17 protein-coding genes are annotated in these 15,293 nt (G+C 58.6%); 7 read left to right on the forward strand and 10 right to left on the reverse strand.

Going from position 1 to position 15,293, the window contains the following annotated elements:
- Nucleotides 1-7 precede the first annotated feature (7 nt).
- Nucleotides 8-931 (reverse strand): LysR family transcriptional regulator, encoded by a 924-nt coding sequence (locus tag ACTWLJ_RS00260; protein ID WP_445179447.1) that lies wholly within the window; start codon nt 929-931, stop codon nt 8-10.
- A gap of 77 nt (nt 932-1,008) precedes the next feature.
- Between ACTWLJ_RS00260 and ACTWLJ_RS00265 the strand changes: the two genes are divergently transcribed.
- The 3 genes from ACTWLJ_RS00265 (at nt 1,009) to ACTWLJ_RS00275 (ending at nt 4,085) form a co-directional block, all read left to right on the forward strand.
- Nucleotides 1,009-1,497, forward strand: coding sequence for a DMT family transporter (locus ACTWLJ_RS00265; RefSeq protein WP_445179448.1), 489 nt, complete (start codon nt 1,009-1,011; stop codon nt 1,495-1,497).
- A 170-nt stretch (nt 1,498-1,667) separates the two neighbouring features.
- On the forward strand, nt 1,668-2,903 hold the full coding sequence (locus tag ACTWLJ_RS00270) for an aminotransferase class I/II-fold pyridoxal phosphate-dependent enzyme (RefSeq protein ID WP_445179449.1): 1,236 nt from the start codon (nt 1,668-1,670) through the stop codon (nt 2,901-2,903).
- Between the two features lie 15 nt (nt 2,904-2,918).
- Nucleotides 2,919-4,085, forward strand: coding sequence for an MFS transporter (locus tag ACTWLJ_RS00275; RefSeq protein ID WP_445179450.1), 1,167 nt, complete (start codon nt 2,919-2,921; stop codon nt 4,083-4,085).
- Here the strand turns inward: ACTWLJ_RS00275 and yiaY are convergent.
- On the reverse strand, nt 4,082-5,230 hold the full coding sequence (gene yiaY / locus ACTWLJ_RS00280) for an L-threonine dehydrogenase (RefSeq protein WP_445179451.1): 1,149 nt from the start codon (nt 5,228-5,230) through the stop codon (nt 4,082-4,084). The genes ACTWLJ_RS00275 and yiaY overlap by 4 nt on opposite strands.
- A 154-nt stretch (nt 5,231-5,384) precedes the next feature.
- On the opposite strand from yiaY, the gene ACTWLJ_RS00285 reads away from it, so the two are divergent.
- Entirely contained in the window at nt 5,385-6,404 is a 1,020-nt protein-coding gene (locus ACTWLJ_RS00285; protein ID WP_445179452.1) for a DUF4917 family protein, read from the forward strand.
- A 102-nt stretch (nt 6,405-6,506) separates the two neighbouring features.
- Here the strand turns inward: ACTWLJ_RS00285 and ACTWLJ_RS00290 are convergent, their stop codons facing one another.
- Nucleotides 6,507-7,049: a helix-turn-helix domain-containing protein gene (locus ACTWLJ_RS00290; protein ID WP_445179453.1), complete on the reverse strand. Its 543-nt coding sequence runs from the start codon at nt 7,047-7,049 to the stop codon at nt 6,507-6,509.
- Nucleotides 7,050-7,155: 106 nt separating this feature from the next.
- Here ACTWLJ_RS00290 and ACTWLJ_RS00295 point away from each other — a divergent pair, with 106 nt between their 5' ends.
- Both ACTWLJ_RS00295 and ACTWLJ_RS00300 read left to right on the forward strand, forming a co-directional pair.
- Nucleotides 7,156-7,938, forward strand: a complete 783-nt coding sequence (locus tag ACTWLJ_RS00295; protein WP_445179454.1) for an aldolase — start codon at nt 7,156-7,158, stop codon at nt 7,936-7,938.
- Nucleotides 7,939-7,963: 25 nt separating this feature from the next.
- Nucleotides 7,964-8,845, forward strand: a complete 882-nt coding sequence (locus ACTWLJ_RS00300; protein WP_445179455.1) for a dihydrodipicolinate synthase family protein — start codon at nt 7,964-7,966, stop codon at nt 8,843-8,845.
- A gap of 143 nt (nt 8,846-8,988) precedes the next feature.
- Here the strand turns inward: ACTWLJ_RS00300 and ACTWLJ_RS00305 are convergent, their stop codons facing one another.
- The 3 genes from ACTWLJ_RS00305 to ACTWLJ_RS00315 all read right to left on the reverse strand — a co-directional run bounded on the left by ACTWLJ_RS00305 (nt 8,989) and on the right by ACTWLJ_RS00315 (nt 10,425).
- Nucleotides 8,989-9,333 (reverse strand): YegP family protein, encoded by a 345-nt coding sequence (locus ACTWLJ_RS00305; protein ID WP_445179456.1) that lies wholly within the window; start codon nt 9,331-9,333, stop codon nt 8,989-8,991.
- 191 nt (nt 9,334-9,524) lie between these two features.
- A complete protein-coding gene (locus tag ACTWLJ_RS00310) occupies nt 9,525-9,830 on the reverse strand; it encodes a ribbon-helix-helix domain-containing protein (protein WP_445179457.1) in 306 nt (101 codons plus the stop codon).
- Nucleotides 9,831-9,843: 13 nt separating this feature from the next.
- A complete protein-coding gene (locus tag ACTWLJ_RS00315; protein WP_445179458.1) occupies nt 9,844-10,425 on the reverse strand; it encodes a DJ-1/PfpI family protein in 582 nt (193 codons plus the stop codon).
- Nucleotides 10,426-10,696: 271 nt separating this feature from the next.
- Between ACTWLJ_RS00315 and ACTWLJ_RS00320 the strand changes: the two genes are divergently transcribed.
- Nucleotides 10,697-11,587 (forward strand): DMT family transporter, encoded by an 891-nt coding sequence (locus ACTWLJ_RS00320; RefSeq protein WP_445179459.1) that lies wholly within the window; start codon nt 10,697-10,699, stop codon nt 11,585-11,587.
- An 89-nt stretch (nt 11,588-11,676) separates the two neighbouring features.
- On the opposite strand, the gene ACTWLJ_RS00325 is transcribed toward ACTWLJ_RS00320, so the two are convergent.
- The 4 genes from ACTWLJ_RS00325 to ACTWLJ_RS00340 all read right to left on the reverse strand — a co-directional run bounded on the left by ACTWLJ_RS00325 (nt 11,677) and on the right by ACTWLJ_RS00340 (nt 15,045).
- Nucleotides 11,677-12,903, reverse strand: a complete 1,227-nt coding sequence (locus ACTWLJ_RS00325; protein WP_445179460.1) for a class I SAM-dependent methyltransferase — start codon at nt 12,901-12,903, stop codon at nt 11,677-11,679.
- A gap of 104 nt (nt 12,904-13,007) precedes the next feature.
- Complete coding sequence (locus ACTWLJ_RS00330) at nt 13,008-13,625, reverse strand: TPM domain-containing protein (RefSeq protein WP_445179461.1); 618 nt, start codon at nt 13,623-13,625, stop codon at nt 13,008-13,010.
- A 33-nt stretch (nt 13,626-13,658) separates the two neighbouring features.
- Nucleotides 13,659-14,411 carry a TPM domain-containing protein gene (locus ACTWLJ_RS00335; RefSeq protein WP_401215773.1) on the reverse strand — a complete coding sequence of 251 codons (753 nt, stop codon included), beginning with the start codon at nt 14,409-14,411 and terminating at the stop codon, nt 13,659-13,661.
- 25 nt (nt 14,412-14,436) lie between these two features.
- A complete protein-coding gene (locus tag ACTWLJ_RS00340) occupies nt 14,437-15,045 on the reverse strand; it encodes a LemA family protein (RefSeq protein WP_401215775.1) in 609 nt (202 codons plus the stop codon).
- Between the last annotated feature and the right edge of the window lie 248 nt (nt 15,046-15,293).

Raw genomic sequence — 15,293 nt, forward strand, 5'->3', positions numbered from 1 at the left:
ACGCAATTCAATCGACGGCCTCACTTTGGCCAATCCCCTCCTCAATCCGCCGATTCAACCAGTTCAACGCCTGATCCCCGCCCCGCCGCTTGTGCCACGCCAGCACAAACGTGAACGGCGGTATCTCGAACGGTGGCGGCACGACAACCAATGCCTGCTGATCGATATCGCGTAAGCCTCGCGATGCCACGGTGAGAATCAGATCCGTATCACGGATGAACTGCGGTGCAACGCTCCAGTGCGGCAGGCTGATGGCCACACGTCGGCGTTCGCGTAACGCGGTCAGAGTGCGTTCGATTTCCGGTGTTCCGCTGCCACGCATCTCCAGCAAAACGTGTGGGCGCGAGAGATAAGTTGGCAGGTCGAGTTGGCCATTGGCGGGCATGCTCTGGCGATCCAGCAAACACACGTAGTGTTCTTCAAACAGCGGCGTGCTGCGCAATTCATTCGGCAGTTCGGGAAAGACTCCGGCAGCGACGTCGATATCGCCGTTGAGCACGCCATCGAGCATGCCTTCGCGGCTGGCATGGCTGATTTGCAGGTCGATACCCGGAGCTTCGCGACGCAGGGTGCGGATCAGTCCCGGCAGAATGATGGCCGCGCCGTAGTCGGACATTGCCAGACGAAATGTACGCCGCGCGAGGGCCGGATCGAATGTGTTCGGCGCCAGCAGCGATTGCACCTGGGCCAAGGCTTCAGCCAGTGGTGCAACCAGTTCCAGCGCCCGAGCGGTGGGCACCAACGTCGACCCGGCGCGCACCAGCAATGGATCGCCGAGCAAATCTCGCAGTCGTGCCAGCGCATGGCTGACGGCCGGTTGACTCAGGTGCAAACGCTCGGCGGCGCGAGTGACATGCTGCTCGCTGAGCAAGGCGTCGAGGATCACCAACAAGTTAAGATCGATACGGCGCAGATCATTCATCTGATGCATGTTCTGGATGACAAAACGGAATTTAAATCTGCGCGACGAATACTCTAGAGTCCAGCAAAACCTGTTGGAGAGTGAACATGAGTACGTTGCATTGGGCTGGCCTGTTATTGCTTGCGGCGTTTGCCGGAGCAGTGGTGCCGTTTCAGAGTGCGATCAACAGCAATCTGGCCCGAGGCCTTGGGCATCCGTTGTGGGCGACGCTGGCCTCGTTATTGGTCAGTGTGTTGGTGCTTTTGCCGGTAATTATCGCCTTGCGTTTGCCACTGCCGAGCCTGGCGTTTATCAGTAAGGCACCCTTGTGGATGTGGGCTGGCGGCGCGTTCGGTGTGTGTTTTGTGGCGCTGGCTGTGATGCTGCTGCCCAAGCTCGGCGCATCGGGTTTTGTCGCTCTGGCGCTGGCGGGCCAGGTGCTCGCCTCGATGCTGCTCGATCATTTCGGGCTGTTCGGTCTGCTGGAAAAACAACTCACTCTGCCACGGGTGTTCGGCGCGTTAATGCTGATTGGCGGCGTGGTGTTGATTCAGTTTGGTGAAGCCGCAGGCAGGAATCTGGCAACTGCCGGGTAGGACATCGGAGCAATCGACGACTCACAAAGGCATCGTCCTACAGCGAAGTATCCATACCCCTTCAACATCGCAAGAAGCATCTGATTCTCCCCCGACGCAGCTCTCCGTAAAGTCTGGCAACACACACAAATTGCAACAAACCACGGAAGCTTCATTCAAGGGATGTCCAGATGAATCAGATGCAGCAAGCACCGAATACCTTTTCCAACTATCGAAAAATAATCGCGCTGGCCAACCAAGATTGGGATATCGCCCAGCAGGGCAAAGTCGCCGGGCTTAACGTTGAGGTCAAAGGCGCCAATCGCCTGCTTGACCAATACGGACGCGAATTCCATCACTTCTGTACAACGTCTTATCTCGGACTGGACCACCATCCTGCCATTCTCGAAGGCGCCATCGCCGCCCTGCTGGATACCGGCACTCTGCGGGTGGCCAACTCAAAAAACCGCTGCAAACTGGCAATTCTTGAGCAATACGAAACCGAGCTGTCAGAGCTGTTCGGCGCCGTTTGCCTGAGCGCCTTGTCGTGCAGTGCCGCCAGCGCCGGCATCCTGCCATTGCTGGCCAGCGGCGTGTTCACCGAGAACCGGCCGCCGGTGATGGTGTTTGATCGTCATGCGCATTACTCGATGAATCACTTGAAAGCCGCCTGCGCCGATGAAACGCAGGTGCTGACCTGCCCGCACAACGACATGGATTTTCTTGAGCGCGCCTGCCAGCAATATGGCCGCGTAGCGTACGTCGCCGACGGTGCCTACAGCATGGGCGGCGTGGCCAACATGGAAAGCCTGTTGTACTTGAAAGACCGGTACGGGATGTTTCTGTATCTGGACGATTCCCACGCGTTGTCCGCCGTGGGCAAGCACGGTGCCGGACTGGCACGTCCGCGGATTGATGCATTGGAGGATGACTGTCTGATCGTCGCTTCGCTGGCCAAATCATTCGGCGCCAGTGGCGGGCTGGTGATGCTTGGCAACGAGCGGCAGAAACAACTGATCCAGCGTTATGGCGGGCCTGCCAACTGGTCGCAAAGCCTGAACTGCGCAGCAATCGGTGCCGGTCGAGCGTCGATCCGACTGCATCGCACGCCTGAATTCGCCCCATTGCAGGTCCGGCTTCAGGCTAATATCCGCCTGTTTGACAGCCTGATCAGCACCGAGCAATGCCACAGCAACATGGCCATCCGGCTGATCAGTTGCGGCAAGGCAGATCTGGCCAACCGCGTCGCCAGCGAGTTGGCCGAGCGTGGCTTTTTCACCAGTGCGGTGTTTTTTCCGGTGGTCGCTCAAGGTAAAGCGGCCATCAGGATTACGTTGCGGGCAGATATGGAGCCGCCGTTGATCGAGCAGTTCTGTGAATTGATCACCGAACTGTTGCGTACTCACAGCGCCGACCTCGAACGCTGAAACCAAGGACGATTCATGAAACCCGGCGCCACCCTGCTCATCACTTGTTCCACGGTTTTTCTCGCGCAGTTGGGCATGAGTATTTACTTGCCGGCGCTGCCCGCGATTGCCGAATACTTGAATGCACAACCCTCGCAGGTGTCTTGGGGGCTGTCGCTGTACCTGATCGGCATGGCATTGCCCATGCTGTTCTGGGGCAGTCTGGCACAGCGCATCGGACGCAAACCGGTGTTGCTGGCGGCGCTGGGTGTTTGTGGCCTGGCTAATCTGGCGTTGCCGCTGGGTTCGACGCTGGAATCGTTTTTGTTGCTGCGGCTGATTCAAGGCATTGGTGCCAGCGGCATTTCAGTGATGGCGCGGGTGCTGATTCGCGACAGCTTCCAAGGCGATCTGTTGGCCAAGGCGTTGTCGTGGATTTCGATTTCGTTCGTGGTGGCGCTGGGCATCGGCCAGTACCTGGGATCAATCATCGAGGTGACGCTCGGTTGGCAGGCGATTTTCTATCTGCTGGGTTTGAGTTGCCTGGCGATGGCGCTGATCGTCTCGCAGGTAACTTTCCCGGCGCTGATCGATGAGCCGGCGACTGCCTCATCGTGGACGGTTTACCGACTCATCGTGATTGATCGGGCCTTTCTGCTGCCGGCGCTGGCCGGTGGTCTGGGTTACGGCGTGATCATCGCGTTTAACACTGCTGCGCCGCTGATTCTGCAAGGGCCATTCAACTGGTCGAGTGTGGATTACGGGCTGCTCGGGTGGCCGATCAGCGCGGCGTATTTTCTCGGTGCGCTGGCGGTTAATCGTTTCGTTGTGCGCACTGGCCAACGGTGGCTGATGACGATGGGAGTGGGTTTGGTCATGGTCGGTAGCGCGGTGATGTTGCTGGGGAGTCTGGCGGCAAGTTCCATCGCGTTATTGCTGTGGTTGCCCTACTGTTTGGCGGTGTTCGGGCAGTCGCTGAACTACCCGATCAGCCTGTCGCAGGCCAACGACGGCGCACCGATTGCCGGTGCCTACGCGATGGCTTTGAGCGGTTTCATTCATCAGTTGATGGCGGCGATCATCGGCGCGATTGCCAGTCTGATCGCCGGTCCTCAGGCGTGGCCGCTATCCGTGCTGTGCACGTTGCTGGCAGTCGGAGCGCTGCTCTGCGTGAGCTTCGCACCGACACGCATGAAGAGTTAAAACGCGTTGCGGAAAATCTCTTCGATCTGCCGCTGATCCGCCGCACGCGGGTTGGTCAGGCCGCAAGCGTCTTTCAGGGCATTGGTGGCGAGCACCGGAATGTCAGAGAGCTTGGCGCCGAGTTCACGCAAACCGCCGGGGATTTCCACGTCGCGGGCCAGACAACGAATCGCGTTGATCGCCGCCTGCGCGCCCTCCTCCGCACTGAAACCACGAATGTCCGCGCCCATGGCGTGGGCGACATCGGTTAGTCGATCGGCGCACACCAATGCGTTGAACGTCTGTACATGCGGCAGCAACACGGCATTGCACACGCCATGGGGCAAATCGTAGAAACCACCCAACTGGTGCGCCATCGCATGCACGTAACCGAGCGAGGCATTGTTGAACGCCATCCCCGCGAGAAACTGCGCATAGGCCATGTTCTCGCGGGCAGCGAGATCGGTGCCGTCGCGCACTGCCAGCCGTAGATTGTTGCTGATCAGGGTCATGGCTTTCAGCGCACAAGCGTCGGTGATCGGGTTGGCGGCGGTGGACACGTAGGCTTCGATGGCGTGAGTCAGCGCGTCCATGCCGGTGGCGGCGGTCAGGCCTTTCGGCATTGCGACCATCAGTTCCGGATCATTGACCGATAGCAGCGGCGTGACGTTGCGGTCGACGATGGCCATTTTCACGTGGCGCGATTCGTCGGTGATGATGCAGAACCGGGTCATCTCGCTGGCGGTGCCGGCAGTGGTGTTGATCGCGATCAGCGGCAACTGCGGTTTGCTCGACTGATCGACGCCTTCGTAGTCGCGGATCTGCCCGCCGTTGGTCGCACAAAGGGCAATGCCTTTGGCACAGTCGTGCGGTGAACCGCCGCCCAACGACACGACAAAATCACAACGACTTTCCTTGAGAATCTCCAGCCCGGATTCGACATTGGCAATGCTCGGATTCGGTTTGGCGCCGTCGAAAATCACCGAATCGATGTCCTGCATCGCCAGCTTCTCGGCGATCATGCTGGCCACGCCGGCCTTGGCCAGCCCCGCATCAGTGACGATCAGCGCTTTGCGAAAACCGTAGTTGCGGATCGCAACCATGGCTTCGTCGAGGCATCCATTGCCCATGATGTTTACGGCCGGAATGAAAAAGGTGCTGCTCATGCGCGTCTCCTGACTGGGGCCGAATCGACTGCTCCGATGCGGCGGATACACACAGCATCGACCGATCAGTCACGACCGATGTTGATCTGGCTCAATGCCCGCTCGTGATAAAGTCGCCGCCCATCAGCCCCTACGTTTTGAGACCTCCTTCGCAATGACCGATTTTCTGGATGTCGACGCCACCCTCGAAGACTGGAACGCCTTGCGCGCCGCCATTACCTTCAACGGCCTGCTGCTGGGCAACGGCGCCAGCCGCGTGGTGTGGGATGACTTCGGCTACGACTCGCTGTTCGAAAACGCCCGCACGGTGGAAGAAAAACCGCTGAGTGCATCGGAACTGAGTGTGTTCGATGCGATGCAGACACGCAGTTTCGAACAGGTGCTCGGCGCGCTGAAAACCACCAGCCGGGTCAACAAGGCCCTGGCCGTCAGCTCGGCGGCACCGCGCAATCGCTACTACGCGATCAAGGAAGCGCTGATCAACAGCGTGCACGCGGTACACATTCCATGGCGGCTGGTCGAGGCTTCGACCCTGACCACGCTGAATGAAGAACTGGCGCGTTATCGCACGGTGTTCACCAGCAATTACGACTTGCTCAATTACTGGGCGATCCAGCACCGCAGCGAAGCCATTGACGATTTGTTCAACGGCCCCGATGCCAGCTTCGACCTGAGCGCCAGTGCCACGCAAAAACCGCGCCTGTTGTACCTGCATGGCGGGCTGCATCTGGTGCGCAATAAGGACGGCACCGCACGCAAACTGACATCGACCGAGGGCACGTTGCTTGGCAGCTTTGCGATCAACAACACGATCAAGACGCTGGATGACGTGCCGCTGTTCGTCAACGAAGGGCCGAGCGCGGACAAGCTCAAGACCATTCGCAGCTCGGATTATCTGTCGTTCTGTTACGAGCAGTTATTGGCGCACGGCGACGCGTTGTGCATCTTCGGCCATGCCTTGGGCGAGCAGGACAGCCATATCGTGCGCGCTCTGCAGTTGGCAAAACCGAAGACCGTGGCGATCTCGATTTATCCGCGCAGTTCGGCGTTCATTCAGCATCAGAAGCGGCATTACGCGAAGCTGTTTGAAGGGACCGGGGTTGAGTTGCGGTTCTTTGATTCGAAGACGCATGCGTTGGGCAATTCGAAGCTGTCAGTGCCTGTCGAGGTTTAGCGGCGAATCGTCCAATGCCATCGCCAGCAGGCTAGCTCCCACAGGGGAACGCATTCCAACTGTGGGAGCTAGCCTGCTAGCGATGGCACTAGTCTTGTCAGCTCACTCTTCTGCGCTATGCACCACCACCAGCAACTGCGCCTGCACCTCGCCTACCGATCTGATCCGGTGTGGCTTCTGCGCATTGAAATGCAGCGCATCCCCGCGTTCCAGCAACACCCGCTCACTCATGAAATCCACTTCGACCTGCCCTTCGTGGACGAACAAAAACTCTTCGCCCAAGTGTTCCTTGAAGGTCTTGTCAGTGAATTCCCGCGGCGGGTAGATGATGAACGGCAACAGGTTACGCTCGCTGACCTGATGTGCCAGCACCGCATAACCCGGGCTCTGGTCATTGGCCGCCAGTGACTGACGTTCGTGGCTGCGCACCAGGCTGTAGCTGTCGAGGCTGACGTTGTCTTCGGAGAACAATTCTTCGACCTTCACGTTCAGCGCTTTCGCCAGTTTCAACGCAGCGGCAATCGACGGGGTGTTCAGCCCGCGCTCGACTTTCGACAGATAACTCTTGGTCATGCCGGATTTTTCGGCCAATGCCTCAAGGGTTACGCCAAGTTTTTTTCTTAACAATTTCAAACGGATAGACATGCGCAGCGGTTATTCCATCAAGGAAGCGACGATTTGTGCTTGCCAATGACACTTTGTGTCATATAGCCTCTTTAGTGTCATTTGCAACCACCCAAAGGACACAGACATGGCCAAGACATTAGCACTACCTAAAGAACAACTGGTCAAGCAAGCGCTGACCCAGATGCAAAAAAGCCTGGCGGATAATACGTGGACAGACCGGCAAAAGCTGGCTTTGACCTGTCGGATTCTGTTCGAGAGCGGTCATGACTCCGGTCTGGCCGGACAAATCACCGCCCGTGGCCCGCAGCCCGGCACCTATTACACTCAGCAACTGGGGCTGGGTTTCGATGAAATCACCGCGAGCAATCTGCTGCTGGTCAACGAAGACCTGGAAGTGCTCGAAGGTCACGGCATGGCCAACCCGGCCAACCGTTTCCACAGTTGGGTATACCGCGCCCGACCGGACGTGAACTGCATCATCCACACGCACCCGACACACGTTGCCGCACTGTCGATGCTGGAAGTGCCGTTGCAGATTTCCCACATGGACCTGTGCCCGCTGTACGACGATTGCGCGTTTCTCGAAGGCTGGCCGGGCGTGCCGGTAGGTAACGAAGAAGGCGAACTGATTGCTGGCGCACTGGGTGACAAGCGGGCGATTCTGCTTTCGCACCATGGCCAACTGTCGAGCGGCAGCACGATTGAGGAAGCCTGTGTCATCGCGCAACTGATCGAACGCGCCGCCAAACTGCAACTACTGGCGATGGCGGCAGGCACGATCAAACCGATCATCCCGGAGCTGGGCCGCGAAGCCCATGCCTGGATTTCGAAGCCGAAACGACACGCCGCCGCGTTCAACTATTACGCCCGGCAGAACCTGCGCCAACACGCCGATTGCCTGAACTGAAACCCCTTCTGACGGAGACACTGTTATGTCCAATATTCACGGCATCATCGGCTACACCATCACCCCGTTCGGCGCCAATGGCGAAGGCCTGGATCTGCCTGCACTCGGCCGTTCGATTGATCGGCTGATTGACGGCGGCGTCCATGCCATCGCCCCGCTCGGCAGCACCGGCGAAGGCGCCTACCTGAGCGATTCAGAGTGGGATCAGGTTGCAGAGTTCAGCATCAGGCACGTGGCCAAACGTGTGCCGACCATCGTCAGCGTCTCCGACCTGACCACCGCCAAAGCGGTACGCCGCGCGCGCTTCGCCGAAAGTCACGGCGCCGATGTGGTGATGGTCTTGCCGGCGTCTTACTGGAAGCTGACCGAAGCGGAAATCCTCGCCCATTACCGGGCTATCGGCGACAGCATCGGCGTGCCGATCATGCTCTACAACAACCCGGCCACCAGCGGCACCGACATGTCGGTCGAGCTGATCCTGCGCATTTTCAATGCCGTGGAAAACGTGACCATGGTCAAGGAGAGCACCGGCGATATTCAGCGCATGCACAAGCTGCAACTGTTCGGTGAAGGCCAGGTGCCGTTCTACAACGGCTGCAATCCGCTGGCACTGGAAGCCTTCGCCGCCGGAGCGAAAGGCTGGTGCACGGCAGCGCCGAATCTGATCCCGCAGCTCAATCTGGATCTGTACGCGGCGACATTGGCAGGCGATCTGGCCAAGGCACGCGAGTTGTTCTACCGCCAGTTGCCGCTGCTGGACTTCATCCTCAAGGGCGGACTGCCGGCGACGATCAAGGCTGGTTTGCGCCAAACCGGGCTGGAGGTGGGTGATCCGCGTTTGCCGGTGTTCCCGCTGAGCGAGACTGGCCAGACGCAGCTGCAAACGATCCTCAAGACCCTGCGCTGATCTCTCTACCGGCACATAACAACTGTGGGAGCTGGCCTGCCAGCGATGAGGAAATAACATTCAACAGTTAATGTTGACTGATATACCGCTATCGCCAGCAGGCTAGCTCCCACAGGGATTTGTAGTGGATTTGAGAGGCGTATTCAAAGGACCGGAAGGGTCTTGTCCTTGATCGATTTCGTCGGCCCGTTGGCCTTGACGCTGGCGATGCCTTTATCGCAAGCGGCGTCGGACGAGTAGGATTCACTGCCGCCGATGATCTGATGATTGGCAGCCTTGAGATTGAAGTATGGATGCCCGTCCTTGGTGGTTTTCTTCTCGTAGCGTTCATCCAGCGGACTGTTGACCTGCACCGAGGCGATACCGTTTTCGGCGGCGTCGCGGGTGGTGTACAACTCGCTGGTCAGAATGGTTTCGGCATTCGCCGCCTTCAGCACAAACCTGAACTGACCGTTGCTGCTTTTGCTCAACTCATACCATCCGGACATGCTCATTCTCCCTGGCAATTGAAAGGTTTCGCGCCTGAGAGTAAAGACCAGTCCAGAATATCTGTCGCCTTTACTGACCCCATCGCTGGCAAGCCAGCTCCCACAGGTTTCGTGATGAGGCTCAGAGAGTGAGCACACTACAGATCCTTGTGGGAGCTGGCCTGCCAGCGATGGGGTCAACCCTGTTTGGGCTATTTCACCACCGCCCGCACCACCGATAATTCCGGCGCAGTCACCCGGCGCTGCGACAGATACCGCGTACAGCTCACCCGCAAGAACGACGCAAAATTCACCACCTCCCCGCGATAATCCATCACTTCTTCATACAGCTTGGTGATCAACTGATTGGTGGTCATGCCATCGACTTCGGCAATCTCGCTGAGGATGTCCCAGAACTGATTCTCCAGGCGCACCGTCGTCACCACGCCACAGATGCGCAATGAACGAGAGCGTGATTCGTAGAGAATCGGGTCGGCCTTGACGTAGAGCTCGCACATGGGCGAATCCTCGTTACAGGGTGATTTTGGTGCCGAGCAGACCGAGAAAACCGGCCAGCCAATTGGGATGCGCCGGCCATGCCGGAGCTGTCGCCAGATTGCCTTGAACGTGGCCATCGGTCACTGGAATATCGATGTACGTGCCGCCTGCCAGACGTACTTCCGGGGCGCAGGCCGGATAGGCGCTGCATTCACGCCCTTCGAGAATCCCCGCTGCCGCCAGCAGTTGCGCACCGTGGCACACCGCAGCAATCGGCTTGCCGGCCTGGTCGAAGGCGCGTACCAGTTCCAGCACTTTTTCGTTCAGGCGCAGGTATTCCGGTGCTCGACCGCCGGGCACCAGCAACGCGTCGTAGTCAGCCGCATTGACCTTGGCGAAGTCAAAGTTGAGGGCGAACAGGTGGCCGGGTTTTTCGCTGTAAGTCTGATCGCCTTCGAAGTCATGAATCGCGGTGCGTACGGTATTGCCTGCTGCTTTGTCCGGGCAGACCGCGTGGACGGTATGACCAACCATTTGCAGCGCTTGAAACGGCACCATCACTTCGTAATCTTCGACGTAATCGCCGACCAGCATCAGGATCTTTTTCTCAGCCATGGGGAGGACTCCTCTGGAAGGGAACGGCAGGAGTATTCAAGGTAGACCTTATCTGCCCTGCCAGGTAATAACCGCCTACTACCGCGTTATCGTTCTTCGCGAGCAGGCTCGCTCCCACATTGGAATGCATTTCAACTGTAGGAGTGAGCCTGCTCGCGATGGCGTCCTTAAACTGTATGGATAACTCTGTGCTTATCTGTAACAGCCCGATTTGCCCGGTTTGTGGCTAGATGGGGCACGTATCTGCCACCTCCAATTCTGGTTCGCCATCATGTCCTCCCGCGAAAACACCGGCATGGCCCTCGGCCTGCTCGGGGTTGTGATTTTCAGCCTGACCCTGCCCTTCACCCGCATCGTGGTGCAGGAACTCCATCCTCTGCTTAACGGCTTGGGCCGCGCATTGTTCGCGGCGATTCCGGCGGCGTTGCTGTTGCTTTGGCATCGAGAGAAATGGCCGACCTGGACGCAGATCAAAGGTCTGAGCCTGGTGATTGCCGGGGTAATCCTCGGCTTCCCGGTGCTGTCGGCGTGGGCGATGCAGACCTTGCCGGCGTCTCACGGCGCGCTGGTCAATGGTTTACAGCCACTGTGCGTGGCGCTGTATGCCGCGTGGTTGTCCCATGAGCGACCATCAAAAGCGTTCTGGGCCTGCGCCGCACTGGGCAGTGCGCTGGTGCTGGGTTATGCGTTGTATACCGGCGCGGGCAGCATTCAGGCTGGCGATTTGCTGATGCTCGGGGCGATTGCCGTTGGTGGGCTGGGTTATGCCGAGGGTGGCCGACTGGCCAAGGAGATGGGCGGCTGGCAGGTGATTTGCTGGGCCCTGGTGCTGTCGACGCCGCTGCTGATCGGCCCGGTTTTGTATCTGGCACTGCAACATCAGGGCGCGGTGTCGGCCAAGACCTGGTGGGCCTTCGGCTACGTCGCGCTGTTCTCGCAGTTTCTCGGTTTCTTTGCCTGGTACGCCGGTCTGGCGATGGGCGGCATTGCCCGGGTCAGTCAGATCCAGTTGTTGCAGATCTTCTTCACCATCGCGTTTTCGGCGCTGTTCTTCGGTGAACATGTCGAGCCGATCACCTGGGTGTTTGCCTGCGGCGTGATCGCGACAGTCATCCTCGGCCGCAAAACCGCCATCCGCCCGGCTCGCATAGCCACTGCCTAATCTGTAGGAGCTGCGGCACGCTGCGATCTTTTGACTTTGTTTTCAAGATTAAAAGATCGCAGCGTGCCGCAGCTCCTGCATGAATGGGGTCAGTTCAGGTAACCGTCTGCGCGCAGCAGGGTTTCCAGGCAGTGTTCGCTGATGTTGTAGAAGTCCTTCAGCTCCTGAATCTTCACCAACAGCTGAGCCGGGTCCACCGGTTCGGCGCGTTTCACCGCGAGGATCATCTTGTTCTTGTTGGTGTGGTCCAGCGAGATGAACTCGAACACCTTGGTCTCGTAACCGCAGGCTTCGAGAAACAACGCACGCAGGCTGTCGGTGACCATTTCCGCCTGCTGACCGAGGTGCAAACCGTATTGCAGCATCGGCTTGAGCAACGCCGGGCTCTGGATTTGCAGGCGAATCTGTTTGTGGCAGCACGGCGAGCACATGATGATCGACGCGCCGGAACGGATACCGGTGTGGATCGCGTAATCGGTAGCGATGTCGCAGGCATGCAGCGCGATCATCACGTCCAGCTCGCTCGGCGCCACGCTGCGCACGTCACCACACTTGAACACCAGCCCCGGATGTTCCAGCTTCGCCGCTGCGGCGTTGCACAGGTTGACCATTTCTTCGCGCAATTCGACGCCGGTGACTTCGCCCTCGGCCTTCAGGGTGTTACGCAGGTAATCGTGAATGGCGAACGTCAGATAGCCCTTGCCCGAACCGAAATCCGCTACCCGCACCGGTTTGTCCAGCGCCAGCGGCGACGAAGTCAGCGCATGGCTGAACACTTCGATGAACTTGTTGATCTGCTTCCACTTGCGCGACATCGCCGGAATCAAGTCGTGCTGGGCATTGGTCACGCCCAGGTCCTTGAGGAACGGTCGGCTCAGTTCGAGAAAGCGGTTCTTCTCGCGGTTGTGCTCGGCGGACGGCACTTCGCGCAATTGCTGAGGTTTGCTCTTGAACAGCGAACTCTTGCCCTTTTTGCTGTATTCGAGCTGCGCCTCGTCAGTCACGGTCAACAAGTGCGCATTTTTGAACGCGGTCGGCAACAGTTCGGCAACCGCTGCAACTCCTTCGGCCAGTGGCAGGTTCTTGGTGATGTCGCGGGTCTTGTAGCGATAGACGAATGACAGATTCGGCTGCGCCTTGACCGTCACCGGTTTGATGATGATCCGCTGCAGTTCGGCTTCGTCACCAACGTACTTGGCCAGCACCAGTTTGATGAAATCATTCTGATCGAGGCTGGTTTGCAGCAGCTCGATGAACTGCGCGTGATGATCCGGCGCAGGTTTGGCATATGGCGCGGAGGGGGCGGTGACGGACATGGAAAAACAGCCTCGGGCGGAGCAAATCGGGAATGGCGAGTATTTTAGGGGGGATGGGGGTTAGGGACACGCTCTTATTTACCGAACGGCAAAAATCGAAAGATCTATCCCAACACAATCAAGCGGTTCGGCAATTCATTCCTCACCTGCGTCACCGGCACATGCACCTTGAGCAATTCACCGCACGCCTCGATGCAGGTGACGAACCCTTCAAGCGTGCGCCCCTGACGAACCTGCTCGGTAAACACCGCGACAATCGAATCCCAGGTCTTGTTGTCCAGCCGCTTGGAAATCCCTTCATCCACCAGAATCTCCACGTACCTCTCAGCCTCGCAGACAAAAATCAGCATCCCGGTGCTGCCCACCGTGTGGTGCAGGTTTTGCTCGAGAAACTGCCGCCGCGCCAGATTCGACGCACGCCAGTGCCGCACATGGCGTGGAATCAGATGCGTGGTGACCTTGGGCAGACGAAACAGCAGGCACAGCACGACGAAACTGACCCACTGCACCACCAGCAAACTGTGCATGGTCAGCCAGCCTGTCAGGTAATGCACGACGCCCGGTATCACCAGCGCCAGCAAACTGGCCCATAACAGCGGGATGTACGCGTAGTCATCGGCGCGGGCAGCCAGCACCGTGACGATTTCCGCGTCTGTTTCACGCTCGACCCGGGCAATCGCCTCGGCAACTTTGCGTTGTTCGTGTTCTGTCAGTAATGCCATGTTGAAAAGTGCCTGATCATTATTGTTATGTCGTCACCAGCCGCCGGACGAACCACCGCCGCCGAAACTGCCCCCGCCGCCGCTGAAGCCCCCGCCTCCACCGCCGCCGCCAAATCCACCACCGCCAAAGCCTCCCCCTCCTCCGGAGCCGCCCCGACCGGCGGGAAGGATACCGAGCATCTGGCAGACAAACACCGTCAGGATGAACAACATCACCAGAAACACGAACAGCAGCGGATGCCGCGAGATGAAATCATCCGCCGGATCACCGTTTGACTGATACACCGTCGACGGTTCATCCAGCGGATTGCCGCCCAGCACCACCAGCATCGCGGCAACGCCGTCACTGATGCCCTTACTGAAATTGCCGGTCTTGAATGCGGGGGTGATGACCTGATGGATGATCACTGAAGTCTGCGCATCGGTCAGGCGATCTTCCAGGCCATAACCGACTTCAATGCGTAATTTGCGCTCATCCCGGGCGACGATCAGCAATGCACCGTTGTTCTTGTCCTTTTGCCCGATGCCCCAGTGGCGACCGAGTTGAACGCCGTAATCCTCGATCGTGGTGCCTTGCAGATCAGGCAGCGTGACCACCACCAATTGCTCGCCGGTCGCCTGTTCATGCGCCTGCAACTGCTGGCTCAATTGCGCGCGCACCGAGGGCTCGATCATCTGCGCCTCGTCCACCACTCGCCCGCTCAGCGCCGGGAACGTCAACTCGGCCCGGGCGCTGACGGCGAACAGCCACAGCATCAACACCAGGCCCATTTTCAACACACGCATGGGCAACCTCAGCCGTGATGAAGAATCAGAACTTCACTTCCGGGGCCTTTTCCGCGCCGGGGGTGGTGGCTTCGAAGGTCTCGCGGATCGGCAGATCGCTGTACATCACCGAATGCCACAAACGACCGGGGAAGGTGCGGATCTCGGTGTTGTATTTCTGCACCGCCAGAATGAAATCACGGCGGGCCACAGCGATCCGGTTTTCAGTGCCTTCAAGTTGCGACTGCAAGGCCAGGAAGTTCTGGTTGGCCTTCAAGTCCGGATAACGCTCGGACACCACCATCAGGCGACTGAGCGCGCCGCTCAGTTGATCCTGCGCCTGCTGGAACTGTTTGAGTTTTTCCGGGTTGTCGAGGGTGCTGGCATCGACCTGAATCGACGTCGCCTTGGCCCGCGCTTCAACCACGGCGGTCAGGGTTTCCTCTTCATGCTTGGCATAACCACGGACGGTTTCCACCAGATTGGGGATCAGATCGGCGCGGCGCTGATACTGGTTTTCCACCTGACCCCAGGCCGCTTTGGCCTGTTCGTCGAGGGTCGGGATATTGTTGATGCCGCAAGCGGTCAACAGCGTGGCCAGCACCAGCAGCGTGGCGACCTGCAAACGCGAGCGGTAGGTTGGACTTACATTCATCAGACTGATGCTCCCTGACACATTTCATGAAAAAACCGACCGCGAAACATCCTGTAGCGGCTCTTGGGGCATAATCGCCCGCGCCACTGGATTGCAACGGGCCAATGGGCTAAAAAGAGGCCCTGCGCGATGATGCCGTCAACCATTGGCGGTGTTTATTCGGCTTTGATTTTTGAATCAGCACCCGAACAACAATAGACGCTCCCTAACTTTTGGCTGGCCGGTATTTCATTGCCGTTTGTGCCCGT

The sequence above is a fragment of the Pseudomonas sp. McL0111 genome (assembly GCF_052567255.1).